Raw genomic sequence first — 20,612 nt, 5'->3', positions numbered from 1 at the left:
TTATTTAATTGTAAGTGCGTCTTCAACCAACGCTTTTTGTTGTTGATTGTGAACGGATACGTAGCCAACAGCAGGTGATGCTGATGCCTTGCGGCCGGCATATGTTAGGTTAGAGCCCTTAGGAATCGACTGCCAGAAATGATGCTGACTGCAATACCATGCTCCTTGGTTTTGTGGCTCTTCTTGACACCATACCCAATCGGTTACGTGCTCATATTTTGCCATAATAGATTCAAATTCAGCCTGTGGGAACGGGTAAAGTTGTTCCATACGAATTATAGCAATATCGCTTTGCTGGTTTTTACGACGCTGTTCTAACAAATCGTAATAAACCTTACCTGAGCACATAACGACACGCTTCACATCAGCAGGGTTTATATCATCTATCTCGTCTATTACATTATGGAACACACCCTCAGCTAGCTCTTCCATCGAAGACACCGCCAGTGGGTGGCGTAATAGTGATTTCGGTGACATTACAATAAGCGGTCTGCGCATTGGACGAACAGACTGTCGACGTAACATGTTATAAACCTGAGCAGGTGTGGAAGGCACACATACTTGCCAATTGTGATCTGCACACATTTGCAAGAAGCGTTCTAAGCGCGCAGAGCTGTGCTCTGGGCCCTGACCTTCATATCCATGTGGCAATAGCATAGTTAGGCCACATAAACGGCCCCACTTTGCTTCACCCGACGATAAAAATTGGTCAAAAACCACTTGGGCGCCGTTCGCAAAATCACCAAACTGTGCTTCCCATATTGTAAGGCAAGAAGGCTCTGCGGTAGCAAAACCATATTCGAAGGCCATTACCGCTTCTTCCGATAATACAGAATCGTAAATTTCTATGCGACCTTGATCATCGGATAAATTTTGAAGCGGCATATAACTGCTGCCATCTTCCTGATTGTGCAATACTGCATGACGATGGAAAAAAGTCCCGCGCCCTGAATCTTGCCCAGTCATTCTGATATTTGTCTTTTCAGCTAGTATTGAAGCATAAGCAAGGTTTTCTGCCATACCCCAATCTAGCATTTTCTCGCCCTCAACCATTGCTTTACGGTCGAGGTAGAGTTTATTCACCCGAGACTGCAGACGATGCTGCTCAGGGAAGCGGATTAATGCTTCGCCCAACTCTTTGATGCGCTCTACGCTCAAGCTAGCATCGTATCCGACGTCCCAGTCATGACCGATATAAGGAGTCCAATCAACTGAGTGCTCAGTCATCGGTCTCCACTCCTCGACGACACATGCACCATGGTCAAGCGCAGCCCTGTACTCAGAAACAAGCTTGTCAATTTCGTGCTTTTCTATGCTACCTTCCGCAATAAGTTGCTCCGCATAGATTTGGCGAGGCACTGGATGCTTCTTAATTTTTTGATACATTAAGGGCTGCGTTGCGTTTGGCTCATCAGCTTCATTGTGGCCATGTCGGCGATAACACACTAAATCAATAACCACATCACGTTTGAACTTGTTACGATAATCAAGTGCCAACTTAGTCACAAACATCACCGCTTCTGGGTCGTCGGCATTTACGTGGAAGATAGGTGCCTGTACCATTTTCGCAATATCCGTACAATATTGCGTAGAACGGGTATCTTCGGTATTAGAGGTAGTAAAACCGACTTGGTTGTTGATGACAATGCGGACTGTTCCGCCTACCTTGAAGCCACGAGTTTGCGACATATTAAAGGTTTCTTGCACAACGCCTTGACCAGCAATAGCAGAGTCACCATGAATAGTGATTGGTAATACAGCTGACCCATCTTCACATTCGCGACGCGCAAGTCGAGCCCTAACTGAACCCATTACCACTGGATTAACAATTTCTAAATGCGAAGGGTTGAAGGCAAGTGCCAAATGAACATTGCCGCCCGGAGTAGCAAAATCTGAAGAGAAACCGGCATGATATTTTACGTCACCAGCACCGAGACTATCATCATGCTTACCAGCAAATTCATCGAAAAGTACTGACGGGTTTTTACCTAAAACATTCACAAGTACATTTAATCGGCCTCGGTGAGCCATGCCCACAACAACTTCTTTAGCACCTGCAGCTCCAGCTTCATGAATCAGGCCTTTCAGCATTGGGATAAGTGCATCGCCACCTTCTAATGAAAAGCGTTTTGCACCTGTAAATTTTGAGCCAAGGTATTTCTCCATACCATCAGCAGCGATAAGACCTTTAAGGATTTTGACTTTTTCGTCGCGTGTAATTGTTGGCTTAGCTTCAACTGACTCAATGCGTTGTTGTAACCAACGCTTTTGCTCAGTGTCGGTTATGTGCATGTATTCACTACCGATCGAGCCGCAATAAGTTCTATTGAGCGACTTATATAAATCACCCAAGCCCATTTTCTCTGCGTTTACGGCGTAAGAACCCAAGTTAAACATGGCATCAAAATCGCTCTCAGACAGATTATGATGAGACAATTCCAAATCACGTACTCTAGGTTGCTTCCATAATCCGAGTGGATCAATATTCGCAGCCTGGTGGCCTCTGAAGCGATAGGCATTGATAAGTTGAAGTACTTTTACCTGACGCTCATCACTTTGAACGTCGCTAGAAGCACCTGACGCACTGAAGCGCGCAGCAGGCCCAAGCGATGCCATGTGTTTAAAATCGGCCTTAATTTGCGTGTGGTTGGTCTCGACTTCTACACCATCAACTTTGGGTAAACCGTCGAATGTGACTTTCCAGTTTTCTGGGACACGTTGTGGATCTTCAAGATAAGCCTCGTACATCTCTTCGATGTAAGCGGCATTACCTCCCGCCATGTGGGACGATTCCCACCATGCTTTCATCACGCTATCTTGCATTATTTAGCCTTGATATTAAAAGTTAAGTATATTGTATTCTATGTAGATTCTTTTTGTAAATTGACTTTTACAGCTTTAGACGAATACCTTCGACTATAATGGTATATATCGTCATAATAACCTATCTAATAAGCTATTTTTTTATCTTTACACATAAAAAAATAGCCATTCCTTCCGGAATAGCTATTTAGTTATATACGTATCAAACACTTTGACCGAATGGCACTAAACAGCCCTTTGCAATAGCATGGACTTTATTTGTCCAATTGCTTTTGTTGGGTTCAAGCCTTTCGGGCAAACACTTACGCAGTTCATTATGCCATGGCACCTAAACACGCTAAATGCATCGTCTAAATCATTAAGACGCTCTTCTGTCGCCGTATCTCTTGAATCAATCAAAAAACGATATGCATGAAGTAAGCCAGCTGGGCCAATAAACTTGTCAGGGTTCCACCAGAACGATGGGCATGATGTTGAACAACATGCGCAAAGTATACATTCGTACAAACCATCTAGCTTGGCTCTGTCTTCTTGAGACTGTAAATGCTCTCTTGCCGGCGGCTGTTTGCTATCATTGATTAAGAAGGGTTTAATTTTCTCATACTGCGTGTAGAACTGTGTCATATCCACAACTAAGTCACGCACTACTGGCAATCCAGGCAATGGACGAACGACTACCTTGCCCTTTCCTAGTGCAGATAGTGGCGTTATGCATGCAAGTCCGTTCTTACCATTCATGTTCATGCCATCTGAGCCGCATACACCTTCTCGGCACGAGCGACGGAATGATAAAGTAGGATCTTCTTCCTTTAATGCAATCAAAGCGTCAAGAACCATCATGTCTTGGCCTTCTTCGACCTCTAACTGATAGTCTTGCATCTTAGGTGCATCATCTACATCTGGGTTATATCGATAAATCGAAAAATCTAACTTCATAATGATAACTCCTATTAATATGAACGTACTTTCGGCGGGAAGGCTTCACGAAGCTTCGGTGCCATATTCACGTCACGTTTGCGCATTGATTCACTTTCTGGAAGATATACGCTGTGGCACAACCAGTTTTCGTCATCACGCTCTGGAAAATCGAAACGACTATGAGCGCCACGACTTTCAGTTCTAAAGTTTGCTGCTACCGCGGTGCTGTAAGCAGTTTCCATAAGATTGTCTAGCTCCAGGCACTCAATACGCTGAGTATTGAAGTCAGAACTCTTATCATCTAAACGGGCATTTTGCAGACGCTCGCGGATTTCTTTCAGTTCCTTCAGGCCTTCAGCCATTGCATCGCCTTCACGGAATACTGAGAAGTTAAGTTGCATGCATTGCTGCATATCTTTCTTGATTTGTACTGGATCTTCGCCTTTACCTTTTTCAGAGCTTTCCCAGCGATTAAATCTCGCCATGGTAGCTTCCAAATCAGACGCCGAAGCATCACTCTTCACTTCAATCTCATCGATGTTCTTGCCTAGGTGTAAACCGGTAGCGCGACCGAACACAACTAAATCTAGTAGGCTGTTACCGCCCAAACGGTTAGCTCCGTGCACTGATACACACGCAATCTCACCACAAGCAAACAAGCCATCAACTTTACTTTCGTTGCCGTCGATATCAACGGTAATTACTTGACCATCAACGTTAGTTGGAATACCACCCATCATATAGTGACATGTTGGTATTACCGGAATAGGCTCTTTTACTGGATCAACGTGAGCAAAGGTTCTCGATAGTTCAAGAATACCTGGCAGTCTTGACTCAAGCACATCTTTACCCAAATGATCTAGTTTGAGTTTGATATGAGTGCCCCATGGACCTTCACAACCACGACCCTCGCGGATCTCGGTCATCATCGAACGAGCGACTACGTCACGACCTGCTAAGTCTTTAGCATTTGGCGCATAACGCTCCATGAAACGTTCACCGTCTTTATTAAGAAGATAACCACCCTCTCCACGACAGCCTTCGGTAACTAGCGTTCCCGCTCCAGCGATACCCGTTGGATGGAACTGCCACATTTCCATGTCTTGTAATGGAACACCGGCTCGTAGCGCCATGCCAACACCGTCACCAGTATTGATGTGAGCGTTAGTTGTTGACGCATAGATGCGCCCTGCACCACCAGTTGCTAGCACGACAGCCTTCGACTTGAAATAAACGACTTCGCCTGTTTCGATATCAATGGCAGTACACCCTACAACTTGGCCCTGCTGGTTTTTAACCAAATCTAATGCGTACCACTCACTGAATACTTTAGTGCGGTTTTTAACATTCTGTTGGTAAAGTAGGTGCAACAACGCATGACCTGTGCGGTCTGCTGCAGCAGCTGTACGAGCAGCTTGCTCGCCACCAAAGTTTCTTGACTGCCCACCAAATGGACGCTGATATACCTTGCCTTCTTCTGTACGCGAAAAAGGTAAACCCATGTTTTCCATTTCAATGATGGCTTCAGGGCCAGTTTTACACATATATTCAATTGCTTCTTGGTCGCCAATGTAATCAGACCCTTTTACGGTGTCATACATGTGCCATTCCCAATTGTCTTCATGGGAATTACCTAAAGCAACGGTAATACCACCTTGAGCAGATACCGTATGAGAACGTGTTGGAAAAACTTTTGACAATAAAGCGCAAGACTTTCCAGATTCAGAAATTTGCAAAGCTGCACGCATACCTGCGCCGCCTGCACCGATGACTACCGCGTCAAACTCATGAACGGGTAAACTCATATTAAACACCCCACAAAACGAATAGACCTACTGCAACATACGCAAATGCAATTAGATTAAGAACATATTGAAGACCGGCGCGTAGACCAGCTGGCTTGATGTAGTCTGTTAAGACTTGCCACAGTCCTATACGCACATGAATCATAATTGAGATCAATGTAGCTAGCGTAAAAGCTTTCATGTAGATATTTGCAAACAGACCTTGCCATACTTCGAAGCTAACAACAGGTGTTGCAATAAAGAAATAAATCATAAAAAGTGTGAACGCTGTGATAATCGCTGCAGTAGCACGAAGTGACACGTAGTCTTGCACACCATTTCGTTTAATTGATGCTTGATTAGTTACCATAATACAACTCCTAAACCAATTGTAACCACAACCCATAGGGCAATGGCTATTTTCGCGCTCGAATTTCCAGAATCTAATTCTTCCCAAAAACCCATGTCCATAATGACATGACGCACGCCACCGATTATGTGGTAAGCGAGGGCCGAAACCGTGCCTATGGTTATAATTTTGCCGTACCAAGCATCCATCATACCTAATACAGAGTTGTAGCCTTCAAGTGACGCAACAGAAGTCGCCCACGCATAAATAACGAATAACAATGCAAAAAACATCGCAACACCCGTTACACGGTGGAGGATAGAAGCTATCGCTGTTGGAGGGAAGCTAATGGTATTTAGCTCTAAGTTTACCGGTCTTTGTTTCTTCACAATAATATGCCCGTAGTGTTCCTGGGTAAGTTGTACTTTTGTGCAGGCCTTACCCGAGTTATGTGTAATGCTAATTGGAGCGATTTAACGCCCTTATTTTTGTTAACTATTTGTGAATGTATTGTTGCTTAAAATAAGCGCTTTCAGCAGCTAGTTCCCAGCGCCGTTGAATATACCAATCCACCTGCGAAAATACAATTTTTTGTTGCTTATTAAGCCTTTAGTCGTAAACAAAAGTTGCTACCCGTATATTAACGGTAAATATAGAATATTTATTAATCCAATGTGCATTTAAATTGACTTACTACTACAATAGCAGTACAAATAGCGCCACTTTTTTAATGTTTTGAACAATTTTGCCGTTTACAACGTTAAATTAGGAAATTAATGAGGAGATTAATGCATGGCACAAGACAAAGCCATTTTAAAAGCAGGTGATGTAGAAGTAGAACTTCCAATACTTACTGGAACAGCAGGTCACCCTGTTATCGATATTAGAGCACTTGGCGGAAAAGGTTACTTTACTTTCGACCCAGGTTTTATGGCTACAGGTTCATGCGAATCGTCAATTACATTTATTGACGGTGCTGAAGGCGTGTTACTTCATCGTGGTTTTCCGATTGATGAGTTAGCCCGCGATTCAGACTATCTGGAAGTATGTCATATGCTTCTTCACGGCGACGCGCCGGATGAAGCTCAGTACCAAACATTTAAAGAAACGATTACTCGTCACACCATGGTGCACGAACAAATTAATATGTTCTTTCATGGTTTTAGAAACGACGCTCACCCAATGGCTATGCTCTGCGGAACTGTTGGCGCGATGTCCTCGTTCTATCATAGTGATTTGGATGTTAATAGCGAAGAACAACGACTGCGCAGTGCGCATCGCTTGATAGCCAAAATGCCAACGCTAGTAGCCATGTGTTACAAGTACAATGTTGGCCAGCCCTTCGTTTATCCTCGAAATGATTTGAGCTACGCAGCAAACTTTTTAAACATGATGTTCTCTGTTCCAGCAGAAGACTATAAGATTAGCCCTGCCGTTGAACGTGCCATGGATAGAATCTTTATCCTTCATGCCGATCACGAACAAAATGCCTCAACGTCTACGGTTAGACTTGCTGGTTCATCAGGCGCTAACCCTTACGCTTGTATCGCTGCTGGTGTAGCATCTTTGTGGGGGCCTGCTCATGGCGGCGCAAATGAAGCTTGCCTTCAAATGCTTGAAGAAATCGGTACTGTTGATCGCATCCCTGAGTTTATCGCACGGGCGAAAGACAAAGCAGACCCGTTCCGCTTAATGGGTTTCGGCCATCGTGTCTACAAAAATCACGACCCTCGTGCAACAGTCATGCGCGAGAGCTGCCACGAAGTGCTTGAAGAGTTGAAGCTAAACGATCCACTACTCGAAGTAGCAATGGAACTTGAACGCATTGCACTAAGCGACCCTTATTTCGCAGAGAAGAAGCTCTTCCCCAATGTAGACTTCTACTCGGGCATTGTCTTAAAAGCGATTGGTATTCCAACCAACATGTTCACATGTATATTCGCCCTATCGAGAACGGTAGGATGGATTTCACATTGGCATGAAATGTTGAGCCAGCCTGGTCAAAAGATTGGTCGTCCTCGTCAGTTGTACACTGGTGAAGCACAACGCAAATATACGCCACTTGGCAAATAAGCGTCATGCAAACTAAAAAAGCGCTCATTTGAGCGCTTTTTTTGTAAACAAAACAAAGCCTGTTTGAATAAGTGTTTGTGTATCCCTTGATTGCATGACTGCTGCACAAAAGCAAGTGAGGGGTGCATAAACACTTAGGCAAACCTTCGAAGGCCATGGATGGCCTTTGTGAGCGGTTAGGATGACGAAAAGCGTGTTTGAATAAGTGTTTGTGTATCCCTCGATTGCCTAACTCATGCACAAAAGCAAGTGAGGGGTGCATCTTCGCAAACTTACACGGTTTAACACTTTAAGATGAGACTGATATGAACAAACAATTTTGGATCTTAGGTTACGCGGGACTCTTGCCGTTTATAGGGATTCCACTGTTAGCGCACACTGACTTTTTAAATAATATCTACGCATATCAATATTTTGTTCAGTACTCCGCCATTATTCTGTCTTTTTTTGGTGGCATTCATTGGTACGACGCCCTACAAAACAACCGAACGAATCATCAACTCTACGTCGCAATGCTACCCAGCATTATCGCTTGGCTAAGTCTTGTATTTTTAAGTGGAAACATACTCTTAGCCTGCCTATCATCCGCCTTCATTGCGATTCTGATGTATGACAAACACGTGCTTGTACTGGAAAAGCAGAAGATCATCGCGTATACAAAATTGCGCATAATCCTTACAACAGTGGTGGTGTTTTCTCACCTCGCCATGGCGATGCTATAAAAAAGGGAAGCAGATGCTTCCCTTTAAACTTTAAACTTTAAAACACAGCTTGTTATGAGCGAATTAAGGCAACTAACTCATTTGTTTTCTCTTCCATTAACGCAATGTCACCTTTTGACTCCACGTTTAAGCGAATCACTGGCTCGGTATTTGATTTTCTCAGATTAAAACGCCAGTTCCCAAACTCCATCCCTATGCCATCAGTCTTATCAATAGCGCTTGCTGCAGACTCATAGTGCTCAACTATTTTCTTAATTGTTAAGCCAGCATTTTCAACCGTAGAATTGATTTCCCCAGAAGACGGAAATGCCGCTATTCGCTCTTGAACTAATGCCGACAGTGGCTTTCCAGTCGAACTAATAAGCTCAGCAACCAACAACCACGGGATCATACCCGAATCACAGTAAGCAAAATCTCGGAAATAATGGTGTGCGCTCATTTCGCCACCATACACTGCATCTTCCTTGCGCATTCTCTCTTTGATAAATGCATGACCAGTTTTACTTTTAATTGGCTTACCATTGTTGTTAGTGACAATTTCTTCAGTATTCCAATACACCCGAGGGTCATAAATAATTTTAGCACCCGACTCCTTTGCTAGGAAGGCTTGAGCCAATAAACCGACGATGTAGTAACCCTCGACAAAGTCACCTTTCTCATCAAATAAGAAACAACGGTCGAAGTCCCCGTCCCAAGCGATCCCCATATCAGCATTACTGGCTTTAACGGCCTCAGCCGTTGCTGAGCGGTTTTCAGGAAGTAATGGGTTTGGGATGCCATTAGGAAAATTACCATCAACATCATGGTGTACTTTAATGAACTCTACTGGCACATTTTGATGCTTGAAAAAAAGCTCAATAGCATCCAAAGCTGGACCCGCACTGCCATTCCCAGCATTTACGACCAGTTTTAAAGGCTTCAACTTGGTATAATCAATATACTCGCTGAGGTGGAGAACATAATCATTCACGCAACTGACTCGTTCATATTGTCGAGTTTCAAGCAGCTTGATTGGCTTTATCGAATGTTGCCCCTCAAGGAAGTCTTCATCACTGACAATCTCTGCACCACTAAAAGCAATTAGGCGAGCTTGTATATTCATTTCATCATAACTTTGCGCTTTATCACGAATCGCAAATAGGCCAGTATCACCAGAAATAGGAACCGAACCTGCTTTTACGAACTTCATACCATTATAGTCAATCGGGTTATGAGATGCTGTTACCTCAATTCCGCCATCAACGCCCAAGTGTTTGGTAGCAAAATAGATCTCTTCAGTGCCACACATGCCCAAATCAAGTACTTTGGCTCCACCATCGATAAGGCCAGCAGACAGCGCCAGTTTGAGAGGAAGAGAGGTTTTTCTGGCATCAGCACCGACCACAACTTGTCGTGCTTGTAGCTCTTCAGCAAAGGCTCTTCCGATCCGATAAGCAATTGATTCTGTCAGTTGGTCAATCAGTTTGCCTCGAATGTCGTAGGCCTTAAAGCAAGTAATACTAGTCATTAAATTTGTCTTTTATGTGTTAATTATAATGCACTCGTTAAAGTGCGTTGATAATAGCGCGTTGATAATAGTGCATTGGTAACAGCGCAGGTGTAACTGCGCAGTAGCAGTAATTACCCTTAGGTTTTTACTCGCCCGTAACGGTCAGAAAATCGCACTATATCATCTTCTCCCAAGTAGCTTCCCGATTGAACTTCAATAAGTTCTAAAGGGATTTTCCCAGGGTTCTCCAAGGCATGCACTTCACCTATGGGAATATAAATCGACTCATTTTCAGTAACTAAGGATGTTTTTTCACCCACTGTAACGTTGGCGGTACCACTAACCACAATCCAATGTTCCGCGCGGTGGTGATGCATTTGTACACTCAATTTTTCACCTGGCTTAACACTGATCCGTTTCACTTGATAACGTTGTCCGTTATCTATTGAATCATAACTTCCCCAAGGACGAAAAACCTCGCGATGGAACTCAAATTCAGGACGCTTCGAGCGTTTTAGCTCGTTCACAACATTCTTGATGCCTTGAACCTTATTCTTGTTAGCTACGAGAACGGCATCTTTTGTCTCAACAACAACCACGTCATCTAAGCCAATAACCGAAATGAGACGTTCTTCAGCGTTAATATAACTGTTTGAAACATCATCTAAGAGTGCGTCACCGATGATGACATTGCCTTGTCTATCTTTATGTTCAGCCGTTTCCCAGAGTGAGCTCCAACTTCCAACATCGTTCCACCCTGCATCGAGAGGTAGCATACAGGCAAGTTTAGTATGCTCCATAACGGCATAGTCTATTGAATCATCGGGGCATGTGGCGAAGATATCGGCATCGACACGCAAAAAGGTCATGTCGGCGTCGGTTTTGCTCATGGCTTTTTCGCACACGGCGTAGATTTCTGGTGCAAAGCGCTTTAACTCACTTAGAAAAACACTTGCCTTGAACATGAACATGCCACTGTTCCAGAAGTAATTACCACTACTTAAATAGCCCTGAGCAGTTTCTTTATTGGGCTTCTCAACAAAGTTTGCAACGTCAAAACCGACTTCGTGCAAGCTACTGCCTGCTTGAATATAACCATAACCTGTGTGAGCTTCTGTTGGCACAATTCCGAAAGTTACGAGATGGCCTTCGTGAGCAATTTTTTCAGCTTTTGCGATTGCATCATGAAAAGCAGTTTCATTTGAAATCAAGTGGTCTGCGGCGAGTATCAGCAAGGTAGGATCTTCACCAGAGGATATTGCATGAAAAGCCGCTAGCGCTATTGCAGGTGCAGTATTGCGCCCTATCGGCTCCAGTATAATACTATCGTAATCAATGTTGGCTATACGCAGTTGCTCAGCAGCCAAGAAGCGATGATCTTCATTGCAGATAAAAAGGGGCTCCTCCATATTGTCTTTAGGTAGACGCAGTATGGTATCTTGTAACATCGTTTTATCTGACGTTAATGCCAAGAACTGTTTTGGAAGTGCGGCGCGTGACTTTGGCCAAAGGCGGCTTCCAGTGCCACCAGCTAATACGACAGGTTTCATGCTTGTCCTTTAATTTGTAATCTGCCTGAATGGTATTGAAGAAAGGCCATTTTTTCAATGTTTATGGTGGTTAATAGGAAAATAAAAGCAGTAAGATGGCTCTAGTCAGTCCAGAGCCATAAATAATCAATGAGCGATGCGCTTAGTTTAGCGACCAAAGCTTAGGCAAGAACTCCCATCTGATAGTCTTTAAGTGCCTGATTTATTTCATCTTGGCTGTTCATAACGAAAGGACCATATTGCACCACAGGTTCGTTAATGGGTTCTCCACTTACAAATATTAACTTGGTCGCCTTGGCGCTTTTAATTAACAAGGCATCAGTGAAACGGATAACCGCAAGTTGCCCTTTTTTCACGCTTTTCCCTTCGATATTTATTTCGCCTTCGTATACATAGACAAAACCGTTATGGCTTGAAATAGTAGGCAACTCAAACGACTGCTCTTGATCAAAATGAAAATCGAAAAATTGGGGTTTTACAGCTTGGGTTTTTACCGCACCCGGACTTCCCTTAAATTCGCCTGCTAATATTCTGATTTTGGCTGTGTCGGAAATCATTAACTCGGGCACATTAGCCGACGCGATGTCGTGATAGCCCGGTTCAGACATTTTTTCACTTGATGGCAAATTTACCCATAACTGAAACCCTCTCATTTTACCTTCAGTTTGTTTCGGCATTTCTTCATGAATGATACCTTTACCTGCATTCATCCATTGCAGGCCCCCATCTTCTATAAGTCCTTCATTGCCAACACTATCTTTATGTCCCATCTTACCATTCAACATATAAGTGACAGTTTGAAAACCTCTATGCGGATGTTGTGGAAAACCAGCTAGATAATCCTCTGCTTGCTCCGAGCCAAATTCATCTAACATCAAGAACGGATCTAGACGTTTCAGTATAGGTTGACCTAATACGCGTTTTAATTTGACACCCGCGCCGTCTGATGACGCCATGCCTTGCACAATCTGCGTTACCACTCCGTATTTTTTCTCACTCGATGTCGGTGAATGACTTGCCTTAACATTTGTCATGTTTGCCTCTCTATATTAGTGCTCTACCATGCTCACTTTCCAAATCCATTATCGGACCTGATGGAACAACTTGCGTTGGATTTATCATGGTATGGCTAAAATAATAATGTCGTTTTATATGATCAAAACTGGTTGTTTCTGCAACCCCGTCAATTTGATATAGCTCTCGAACGTAGGCTGATAGGTTGGGATAATCTGCAATACGTTTTAAATTACACTTAAAATGCCCAACGTAAACCGGATCGAAGCGAATTAATGTGGTAAATAGGCGCCAGTCTGCTTCTGTCAGTGTATTGCCCATCAAATAACGTTGTTTCTCAAGAATGCTTTCAACATGATCTAAGCCTTCAAAAAGTTGATGCAAAGCCTCTTCGTATGCTTCTTGAGTGGTCGCAAAACCTGACTTATAGACTCCGTTATTAATGCGATGATAAACGTAGTCGTTAATTTCATCGATCCCAGATCGCAGGCTTTTTGGGTAATAATCGTCATAATTGCCGGTAAGCTCGTTAAACGCATCGTTAAAAATACGAATAATGTCGGCCGATTCATTGTTCACAATTGTGTTCTTCTTTTTGTCCCACAAAACCGGAACAGTGACTCTAGTTGTGATATCTGGCTTCGCTTTTGTATACACTTGATGCATGTAGTCGAAACCAAAAAGGTGATCTTCCGTTGCGCCCTCATAGCCAGAAAACACCCATCCTTTATCGAGCATATCCGGGCTTACTACAGAAACTGAAATGTGTTCTTCAAGGCCTTTCAGCTTTCGAAAGATAAGTGTTCTGTGTGCCCACGGGCAGGCTAAGCTTACATAAAGATGATAACGACCTGACTCTACTGGGAATTCAGCACCATTTTCAGAAGAAATTGTTTGTCTAAACTTAGAATCTTGGCGAACAAATTTGCCTTCGCTCTTTTTTGTGTCGTACCATTGGTCTTTCCAAACGCCGTCTACTAATAAGCCCATAGTGATTTCCTTTAATAGTAAGTGATATTGATAGGAACTATTAAAGCATTAAATTAATGGAACGTAACTTAGTATAAATCGGACAAACCATTCTATTATTTAGAAAGGATTGCTTTTTAATCATGGTTTAATCATTGAAGGTAACGCAGTACTATGACCACAACACCCATCCCAAGCCAATTTTCTGGGCTAAGTCGTCTTTACACAGAAGATGGTGTACGAAAATTGAGTCAGGCCAAAGTGATGGTCGCTGGAATTGGTGGCGTCGGCTCCTGGGCTGCCGAAGGCCTAGCGCGCTCTGCTGTTGGTGAGATTGTATTAGTTGACCTCGATGATATTGCGACTACTAATATCAACAGACAATTACACGCTTTGCATTCAACAATAGAGGCCTCGAAAGTAGAGGTTATGGCTGAGCGAATTAACGACATAAATCCACAATGCCATGTGCATGCGATTGAAGACTTCATTACCACCGACACGATTGCTGACTACATTACTCCTGACATTGACGTCGTAATCGACGCCGTGGATAGCGTAAAGGCTAAAGCTGCGATGATTGCTCACTGCAAGCGCCATAAAATAAAAATTATTACGGTAGGCGGCGCTGGAGGCCAAGTCGACCCTTTGCAAATTAAGTGCAACGATCTAGCGAAAACAATACAGGACCCTTTGGCCGCAAAACTGCGCTCAGAACTACGACGCTATTACCATTTTAGCAAAAACCCAAAACGAAACTTTGGTGTTGAATGCGTTTACTCGACCGAACATCTACGCTATCCACAACCGGATGGAAGTGTTAGCTTTCAAAAATCTCAACAACAAGGCAGTGGAAAAATGGATTGTAGTACCGGTTTTGGCGCTTTTGTTAGCGTCACCGCCAATTTTGGTTTCATAGCCGCATCAAGAGCTATTCGCCATATTGTCAAAGACTATTTATAGCGAAGTGACCTTAGCTAAGCATTTTGTTGTTTTTGATGCTGTCGAAAATCGATGAACAAGGCAATGGCTAACCATGTGCACACAATTGATATCAATAGCGCTGTATTTTCCGCCATTGCCATTACTTGTTCACTCAATACGGCGGTGCCAGCAATCAACAATAGATAATAAGGTAAGTTGAGTAGTCCTGCTGTGGCAATCACTTTTGCTGACTTGTCTTGATTGCCCTGGGAAAACATAAAAAAGGCGAGTGAGTTAATGTGTATCATCGCCAACAACAGATGCTTTAACTTGGTCGTCTTCTTGGTTATCTCCTTTCCCTTAGCCTCTTGCCTTTTAGCGGCAGCCCGACCGATGCCGTAATTGATTGCAGAGCCAATAGTGGCAGCGAGAACCATGCAGAGCGTTAGGTAAAGCACGTCTGTACTGCTAGGTTTAGAACCTACTACTAAGATAACTGCAAAAAATTGCCCTGGAAAATAGAAACCGACATAGATTATGGATTCGAGAAGAATAATTAAAAATATCATGATAAAGAAGCCATCTTTCATCTTATCTTGCATGCTCTCCAATAAGCTCAAACCTGGTGGAATAATGCCAAATTCGACTAAAGCGGCAATGCTGACTAATGCTACTAGCGCAGACAAGGGTAAAAATGAGGCGTACTTCATGCTAATCCAATATAAATGTGCGTTATGATTGGATTACGCTATGCTTGAAAGCAAGATCATCCATTACAATTACTTAATTAAGTGTTGAGCTTAATAGATGTTTAACACTTTTACCATAGAGGATAGGCTGAGTTGTTTAGACCGAAAAGCACATTAGAACAGTGGCGAATTCTTCAGGCTGTTGTCGATTATGGCGGCTATGCTCAGGCTGCACAACACCTTAATAAATCTCAATCATCTCTCAATCATGCAGTTTCAAAATTGCAAAGCATGCTCAATGTGCAACTGCTTGAGGTTATTGGTAGGAAGGCAGTATTAACCCCCGCTGGTGAAGTCATGCTTCGGCGCTCTCGTTATCTAACACAGAATGTTGAGGAGCTTGAAGCCTTAGCTATTAATATCAACCAAGATTGGGAGCCGGAAATAAAACTTGTCGTTGACTTGGCTTACCCTAAGGCACTTCTTTACCCTGCGTTGAGTAGTTTCCTTCCTCACTCAAGAGGAAGTCGCGTGAACATTATCGACCATGTACTGACAGGTACTGAGGATGCGATTATTAATCATGATGCAGATTTGGTCATCAACGTAAACGTACCAAAAGGCTTTCTTGGAGAGCCTCTTGCAAATATTAATTTCATACTGGTCTGCCACCCTCAACATTCGCTGGCATCGATGCCTTTACCTATCGATCCCAAAGAGCTAGCACAGCATTTGCAAATAGTAATTAAGGATTCGGCCACAAACCCAAGCGAAAAAAGTGGTTGGCTAAAATCAGAAAATCGCTGGACGGTAAGCCATTTTCACACGGCAATCGAACTACTTAAACAGCAATTAGGTTTTTGTTGGTTACCCGAGCATTATGTAAAAGAAGAGCTCGAGAAGGCGACATTAGTGACTCTTCCGGTGGAAGGTAGCCACTTTCGCCACTTTAGCGCTTATTTAGTTTGTCCTAGCCCTGACAACAAAGGGCCCGGAACCCAATTACTAGAAAAGCTTATTTTACAACACCGTCAAATTGATTTACCGTCAAGTATGAACAGTCAACCGTGAGTATTTATGGAACAACAAGCTTTGAATCAACTTATGCGCGATAGCGCAGCTGACGCAATAACAACATCGAACGACCAGTTTGGTCTTGTACTCGACTACAGCGCGCAGAGTATTGCTACTGTAGATGAGGCATTATTGCGCTTCTTGGATAGCTATCATGACCAGGCCTTAGAAGACAAAGCTGTGTTTACCTTGTGTAACATTTACGGCGCATATATCGGTGAAACCTTCAGGAAGCTTGCTGGAGGTAAGTGGCAATACAATATAGAAAATGAAGATGCGCCAACAATAATGTTGTTATTCAATGAGCGCTCCTATGCTTTTGCTGGTATATGTTATGAGCGTTTGGTAAATGACCGAAACACTAGTGTGAAGCGCTATTTTGATGAAGCACTAAGTAGTGTAACCCAGTAAAACTTGGCAGAAGATAAGCGGCGTAAATCGGTCTACCTTAGACACTCGCTTGCCAGTCTCGTAATATTTCTCTGAGGTGCTTGCTCAGCAGCAAGTACCAGATAATGAGAAGTGTTATCAGAAATATCGTAGCCATCGGCCAAGAAAACAGATAGCCTTGCTGCGCTATAATATATAGCTGTAGCCCAAGATCAAAAGCGCAAATAATGGCTAACAAGACAGGCAATGCGACAAATACCCTCGCCCTTCCTGTCTTCCATATTTTTTCTCTAAAACCAATAAGAAACAAAACACTTACGCTTAGAAGCGAACCAAGTAGAGTCAGATAAAATTGATATTTGTCGGGGTAGAAGATAGAAAGTAGTAAACTACCATCCTGACGAAATGACAATGATGCAATAAACACCACAACGCTACGCGCAAAGAATATAAGGGCAAACATTAACAACAGTGGTGGCTTTATGCGCCCGTTGTCGTCGTAGCAGTGTAGTGGAAGAGACATTTTCATGCTTGGCATAGTAGTGAATAATAAGAATAATTCAATATCAAAATGCAAAGCTAAAGGCAGGGAAATGCCGTCCTAGCGTGATTATCTCTGCTAAGGACGGCATAAAGCTTTATTCGCTAACTTGATCTGCCCATTGTATCGAGACTCCATTTTCCGCATTTTCGTCTTCAACCAGAATCATAAACATTGCGTTGCTATCCTGATCTAGCGTCAATTCATCTTGCGTTAGTATGATTTCAGTCCCGTCAATTTCTGCAACTGCAAATACTTGGTATGTATTGTTGCGTAAATATAAGCTTGATTGGTTACCAAAAACCACTGATCGTGTTGCCTCAGCGGTGGATATAATTTCATCACTTTTCACAAAATACGTAGCAATTCTTGAAAATTCTGTGTTATCCACTAAGTTCACTACTTTTACTTGATGCTCATAAATACTATTACCTTCAAGCGTAGTGGTTTCCAGAGTTCTCAGCACAGCCTTATAAGCATCCACGATACCATCATCGTTTTCATCCACATTGCCGTCATCATCTTCATCAACCGCTTCCTCTTGGATGTAATAAAAGATCGTTTTGTAAGTATTTTCTGGCAAGCTCAACAATTGATTAGCAAACAGCCTTTCGTCGGTTTGGCTATCATTTATACGTACACTATAGTCGCCATTATCTTTATCTAGCGGCTCACTAAAGCTATTTGTAGCAAGTGCGCTTACATCTAAATCGCTGCCATCAGAGCTTGTTGATATATTAATTGCACCTGTGTATTCAGGCATTAGCTCACTCACTTGCATGCCATTAAAATAACGTACTCTAGCTTCTGAATCGTCATCGGGAAGATTGGTTGTGCCACCACTAGCAATTAAATCTAGCAGTACTGGTGCACTCCCTACCCCTGTGTTATCTCGCAATGCAATCACGTATTGGCTGGTTAAGCTAAAAGTAACTTCGTTTGATTGATAAACGACTTCATCCGAGCCTGCCTCCGTTACGTAAAAGATATATTGCTCTTGCTCGAACTTTTGATTCTCTGAAAGTTCTTGAGGAGAATAAGAGCCTATTAATTCGGCCTCGTTGAAAGTTTCATCAGCATCAGATAGGTAAATATCATAGGGGTTTGTAGAGGTGCTAATGTTAAGCACTCTAAGATTGAAAAGATCCAAATCGTCATCTTCGTCATCATCAATTACAGGAATATCATAACTGACAATGCTAGGGTCGAGGATGTCACCAGCTAGCACCAATAGTCGGATAGTGTCTTCTTCAAGTTTCGTTTGCTCTTGATAAACTAAAGTAAGATCGGAACGAGCAGCGCTGTCCTCCTCTTGCCACGCGAGTTCAATATAATAGGAATCAGAAGGTATCGTTTTATAGCCTGATGACTCACCAAAGCGAACTGAAGAATATGTCGTTTCAATTTCATCATCATCATCACTGTCAAGATCTTCATCAACAGTAAGAAAAATTGCCGGTGAATTCACAGAGGCATTATAAAGATTTAAATAGGCGTCTTCACCATCGCCGTTATCATCTGAACTACATGCACCGAGGGTAAAAAGTGCTAATGCCGTCAAAGTAGTTCGAAATAGCGTAAGAGAGCGCTGTGGGGCCGTTTTGTTTCTCATTGTTCATCCTGTGATTTAAATAGCATTTTATGAAATGCCTTGCTTGTATTCACAGGGTAGGTCTTTTCATTTTGAAAATAGTTCTAGAACTTTACACTTCTTTACATAGCTTTACGCCGGCTTACACTAAATAACAAAAACTGACACTCGAATGCGAGCGACTCCCACCTAGTGCGCTTCGTAATCGATTCTCCGCTTTAATGGCTTTGCTCTGCAAATCCGTTATAATCTGCGTATTATTTGAGAAAGCTAAAAGTAGCGAAAATGACTGTAAAGACCTTCAACCCAAAACAAACCACCACTATGTCGGGTGCCAAAACAGCAATAGAAGCGCAAGCTATCAAGGTAAAAAACCTTAGCGATGAACCGCCTGCGACGAAGATTGGCTTTGTAAGTTTGGGCTGTCCTAAAAACCTTGTTGATTCCGAGCGTATCCTTACCCAATTGCGTACCGAAGGCTACGATGTCGTTTCTAGCTACGACGACGCAGCTTTGGTAATAGTGAATACCTGTGGCTTTATTGATAGTGCTGTTGAAGAGTCGTTAGATACCATTGGTGAAGCACTTGCCGAAAACGGAAAAGTTATCGTTACTGGCTGTTTAGGCATAAAAGAAGATGAAATAAGAGAAGTGCATCCAAACGTACTTGCGATAACTGGCCCTCATGCCTATGAGGAAGTCGTAAGTCAAGTGCATGAACATTTGCCAAAGCCCGAACATAATCCCTTTATCCACCTCGTACCCGACCACGGCATAAAACTCACCCCGAAGCATTTTGCCTATTTGAAAATATCTGAAGGATGTAATCATAGATGTACTTTTTGTATTATTCCCTCAATGCGCGGAGACCTTGTGAGCCGCCCTGTCGGTGAAGTACTCAGTGAAGCTAAAAGGCTCAAGGCTGCTGGAGTAAACGAATTACTTGTTATCTCACAAGACACAAGTGCCTACGGTGTGGATGTAAAATATAAGACTAACTTTTGGGATGGCATGCCGGTAAAAACACACATGCAACAGCTCTGTGAGAAGCTGGGTGAGATGGACATGTGGATCCGTCTGCATTATGTATATCCCTATCCGCATGTTGATGACCTTATTCCATTAATGACGGAAGGTAAGGTATTACCTTATTTGGATATTCCGTTTCAACATGCCAATAAACGCATTTTACGCCTTATGAAGCGACCAGGCTCGGCTGACCGAACGATAGAGCGAATTAAGAAGTGGCGTGAGATATGCCCTGAACTGGTTATCCGATCAACCTTTATTGTTGGTTTCCCCGGCGAAACAGAAGAAGAATTCGAAGAGTTGTTGGACTTTTTAAAAGAAGCACAACTCGACCGTGTAGGTTGCTTCAAATACTCACCCGTAGAAGGTGCGAAGGCAAACGACTTAGCAGACCCCGTTGATGAAGAAACCAAAGAACGTCGCTTACAACGCTTCATGGAAGTTCAATCGCAAATAAGTAAACAACGTTTACAAGATAGAATTGGCAAAGAATATAATATCGTTATTGATAGTGTTGACGCCGAGGGTGCGATTGGAAGAACCTTTGGAGACGCGCCTGAAATCGATGGTGTAGTGCATTTGAACGGTACTTTTGATGTAAAAGCTGGTGACCGTATCTGGGCTGAAATCATACATGCTGATGAACACGATCTTTGGGCTGTTCCATCTCAAGAACAATAAAA

The 20,612-nt window shown here is 42.9% G+C and carries 18 protein-coding genes; 6 read left to right on the top strand and 12 right to left on the bottom strand.

The window, feature by feature from the left end; translation table 11 throughout:
* From ISG33_RS04600 to sdhC, 5 genes are all read right to left on the bottom strand, one after another.
* Complete coding sequence (locus tag ISG33_RS04600) at positions 1-2,823, bottom strand: 2-oxoglutarate dehydrogenase E1 component (RefSeq protein ID WP_195732342.1); 2,823 nt, start codon at positions 2,821-2,823, stop codon at positions 1-3.
* 225 nt (positions 2,824-3,048) lie between these two features.
* Complete coding sequence (locus tag ISG33_RS04595; protein WP_195732341.1) at positions 3,049-3,759, bottom strand: succinate dehydrogenase iron-sulfur subunit; 711 nt, start codon at positions 3,757-3,759, stop codon at positions 3,049-3,051.
* Between the two features lie 14 nt (positions 3,760-3,773).
* A complete protein-coding gene (gene sdhA / locus ISG33_RS04590) occupies positions 3,774-5,546 on the bottom strand; it encodes a succinate dehydrogenase flavoprotein subunit (RefSeq protein ID WP_195732340.1) in 1,773 nt (590 codons plus the stop codon).
* Position 5,547: 1 nt separating this feature from the next.
* Complete coding sequence (gene sdhD, locus ISG33_RS04585; RefSeq protein WP_195732339.1) at positions 5,548-5,895, bottom strand: succinate dehydrogenase, hydrophobic membrane anchor protein; 348 nt, start codon at positions 5,893-5,895, stop codon at positions 5,548-5,550.
* Positions 5,889-6,263 (bottom strand): succinate dehydrogenase, cytochrome b556 subunit, encoded by a 375-nt coding sequence (gene sdhC, locus ISG33_RS04580; protein WP_195732338.1) that lies wholly within the window; start codon positions 6,261-6,263, stop codon positions 5,889-5,891. Before sdhC ends, sdhD begins: the two co-directional genes overlap by 7 nt.
* Positions 6,264-6,666: 403 nt before the next feature.
* Here sdhC and ISG33_RS04575 point away from each other — a divergent pair, with 403 nt between their 5' ends.
* Together ISG33_RS04575 and ISG33_RS04570 are read left to right on the top strand one after the other, a co-directional pair.
* Entirely contained in the window at positions 6,667-7,947 is a 1,281-nt protein-coding gene (locus ISG33_RS04575; RefSeq protein ID WP_195732337.1) for a citrate synthase, read from the top strand.
* Positions 7,948-8,252: 305 nt separating this feature from the next.
* Positions 8,253-8,669: a DUF3429 domain-containing protein gene (locus ISG33_RS04570; protein ID WP_195732336.1), complete on the top strand. Its 417-nt coding sequence runs from the start codon at positions 8,253-8,255 to the stop codon at positions 8,667-8,669.
* 52 nt (positions 8,670-8,721) lie between these two features.
* Here the strand turns inward: ISG33_RS04570 and ISG33_RS04565 are convergent, their stop codons facing one another.
* The 4 genes from ISG33_RS04565 to ISG33_RS04550 form a co-directional block, all read right to left on the bottom strand.
* Positions 8,722-10,176 carry a phosphohexomutase domain-containing protein gene (locus ISG33_RS04565; protein ID WP_195732335.1) on the bottom strand — a complete coding sequence of 485 codons (1,455 nt, stop codon included), beginning with the start codon at positions 10,174-10,176 and terminating at the stop codon, positions 8,722-8,724.
* 119 nt (positions 10,177-10,295) lie between these two features.
* Entirely contained in the window at positions 10,296-11,708 is a 1,413-nt protein-coding gene (locus ISG33_RS04560) for a mannose-1-phosphate guanylyltransferase/mannose-6-phosphate isomerase (protein ID WP_195732334.1), read from the bottom strand.
* A gap of 161 nt (positions 11,709-11,869) precedes the next feature.
* Positions 11,870-12,742, bottom strand: coding sequence for a pirin family protein (locus ISG33_RS04555; RefSeq protein WP_195732333.1), 873 nt, complete (start codon positions 12,740-12,742; stop codon positions 11,870-11,872).
* Between the two features lie 10 nt (positions 12,743-12,752).
* Positions 12,753-13,712, bottom strand: a complete 960-nt coding sequence (locus tag ISG33_RS04550) for a glutathione S-transferase family protein (RefSeq protein ID WP_195732332.1) — start codon at positions 13,710-13,712, stop codon at positions 12,753-12,755.
* Positions 13,713-13,865: 153 nt separating this feature from the next.
* Here ISG33_RS04550 and tcdA point away from each other — a divergent pair, with 153 nt between their 5' ends.
* Positions 13,866-14,654 (top strand): tRNA cyclic N6-threonylcarbamoyladenosine(37) synthase TcdA, encoded by a 789-nt coding sequence (tcdA, locus tag ISG33_RS04545; protein ID WP_195732331.1) that lies wholly within the window; start codon positions 13,866-13,868, stop codon positions 14,652-14,654.
* Positions 14,655-14,668: 14 nt separating this feature from the next.
* On the opposite strand, the gene ISG33_RS04540 is transcribed toward tcdA, so the two are convergent.
* Complete coding sequence (locus ISG33_RS04540) at positions 14,669-15,325, bottom strand: hypothetical protein (protein WP_195732330.1); 657 nt, start codon at positions 15,323-15,325, stop codon at positions 14,669-14,671.
* A gap of 132 nt (positions 15,326-15,457) precedes the next feature.
* Here ISG33_RS04540 and ISG33_RS04535 point away from each other — a divergent pair, with 132 nt between their 5' ends.
* Together ISG33_RS04535 and ISG33_RS04530 are read left to right on the top strand one after the other, a co-directional pair.
* Positions 15,458-16,375, top strand: a complete 918-nt coding sequence (locus tag ISG33_RS04535; protein ID WP_195732329.1) for a LysR family transcriptional regulator — start codon at positions 15,458-15,460, stop codon at positions 16,373-16,375.
* 6 nt (positions 16,376-16,381) lie between these two features.
* Positions 16,382-16,789 carry a hypothetical protein gene (locus ISG33_RS04530; protein ID WP_195732328.1) on the top strand — a complete coding sequence of 136 codons (408 nt, stop codon included), beginning with the start codon at positions 16,382-16,384 and terminating at the stop codon, positions 16,787-16,789.
* 37 nt (positions 16,790-16,826) lie between these two features.
* Here ISG33_RS04530 and ISG33_RS04525 read toward each other — a convergent pair whose 3' ends face one another.
* Positions 16,827-17,291 carry a DUF2919 domain-containing protein gene (locus tag ISG33_RS04525; protein ID WP_229333450.1) on the bottom strand — a complete coding sequence of 155 codons (465 nt, stop codon included), beginning with the start codon at positions 17,289-17,291 and terminating at the stop codon, positions 16,827-16,829.
* Between the two features lie 115 nt (positions 17,292-17,406).
* The gene (locus tag ISG33_RS04520) at positions 17,407-18,921 is read right to left on the bottom strand and encodes a hypothetical protein (protein WP_195732326.1); all 1,515 of its coding nucleotides are present in this window, start codon (positions 18,919-18,921) and stop codon (positions 17,407-17,409) included.
* A 264-nt stretch (positions 18,922-19,185) separates the two neighbouring features.
* Here ISG33_RS04520 and rimO point away from each other — a divergent pair, with 264 nt between their 5' ends.
* Positions 19,186-20,610: a 30S ribosomal protein S12 methylthiotransferase RimO gene (rimO, locus tag ISG33_RS04515; protein WP_195732325.1), complete on the top strand. Its 1,425-nt coding sequence runs from the start codon at positions 19,186-19,188 to the stop codon at positions 20,608-20,610.
* Positions 20,611-20,612 lie beyond the last annotated feature (2 nt).

Source organism: Marinibium conchae (assembly GCF_015595035.1).
GTDB lineage: Bacteria > Pseudomonadota > Gammaproteobacteria > Enterobacterales > Alteromonadaceae > Glaciecola.
This window is presented reverse-complemented; position numbering and strand designations above follow the sequence as displayed.

Excerpts from the sequence above, each read along its gene's own strand:
- ISG33_RS04600 (WP_195732342.1), bottom strand. The coding sequence starts at position 2,823 with ATGCAAGATAGCGTGATGAAAGCATGGTGGGAATCGTCCCACATGGCG.
- ISG33_RS04595 (WP_195732341.1), bottom strand. The coding sequence starts at position 3,759 with ATGAAGTTAGATTTTTCGATTTATCGATATAACCCAGATGTAGATGAT.
- sdhA (WP_195732340.1), bottom strand. The coding sequence starts at position 5,546 with ATGAGTTTACCCGTTCATGAGTTTGACGCGGTAGTCATCGGTGCAGGC.
- sdhD (WP_195732339.1), bottom strand. The coding sequence starts at position 5,895 with ATGGTAACTAATCAAGCATCAATTAAACGAAATGGTGTGCAAGACTAC.
- ISG33_RS04575 (WP_195732337.1), top strand. The coding sequence starts at position 6,667 with ATGGCACAAGACAAAGCCATTTTAAAAGCAGGTGATGTAGAAGTAGAA.
- ISG33_RS04570 (WP_195732336.1), top strand. The coding sequence starts at position 8,253 with ATGAACAAACAATTTTGGATCTTAGGTTACGCGGGACTCTTGCCGTTT.
- ISG33_RS04565 (WP_195732335.1), bottom strand. The coding sequence starts at position 10,176 with ATGACTAGTATTACTTGCTTTAAGGCCTACGACATTCGAGGCAAACTG.
- ISG33_RS04560 (WP_195732334.1), bottom strand. The coding sequence starts at position 11,708 with ATGAAACCTGTCGTATTAGCTGGTGGCACTGGAAGCCGCCTTTGGCCA.
- ISG33_RS04555 (WP_195732333.1), bottom strand. The coding sequence starts at position 12,742 with ATGACAAATGTTAAGGCAAGTCATTCACCGACATCGAGTGAGAAAAAA.
- ISG33_RS04550 (WP_195732332.1), bottom strand. The coding sequence starts at position 13,712 with ATGGGCTTATTAGTAGACGGCGTTTGGAAAGACCAATGGTACGACACA.
- tcdA (WP_195732331.1), top strand. The coding sequence starts at position 13,866 with ATGACCACAACACCCATCCCAAGCCAATTTTCTGGGCTAAGTCGTCTT.
- ISG33_RS04540 (WP_195732330.1), bottom strand. The coding sequence starts at position 15,325 with ATGAAGTACGCCTCATTTTTACCCTTGTCTGCGCTAGTAGCATTAGTC.
- ISG33_RS04530 (WP_195732328.1), top strand. The coding sequence starts at position 16,382 with ATGGAACAACAAGCTTTGAATCAACTTATGCGCGATAGCGCAGCTGAC.
- ISG33_RS04525 (WP_229333450.1), bottom strand. The coding sequence starts at position 17,291 with ATGTCTCTTCCACTACACTGCTACGACGACAACGGGCGCATAAAGCCA.
- ISG33_RS04520 (WP_195732326.1), bottom strand. The coding sequence starts at position 18,921 with ATGAGAAACAAAACGGCCCCACAGCGCTCTCTTACGCTATTTCGAACT.
- rimO (WP_195732325.1), top strand. The coding sequence starts at position 19,186 with ATGACTGTAAAGACCTTCAACCCAAAACAAACCACCACTATGTCGGGT.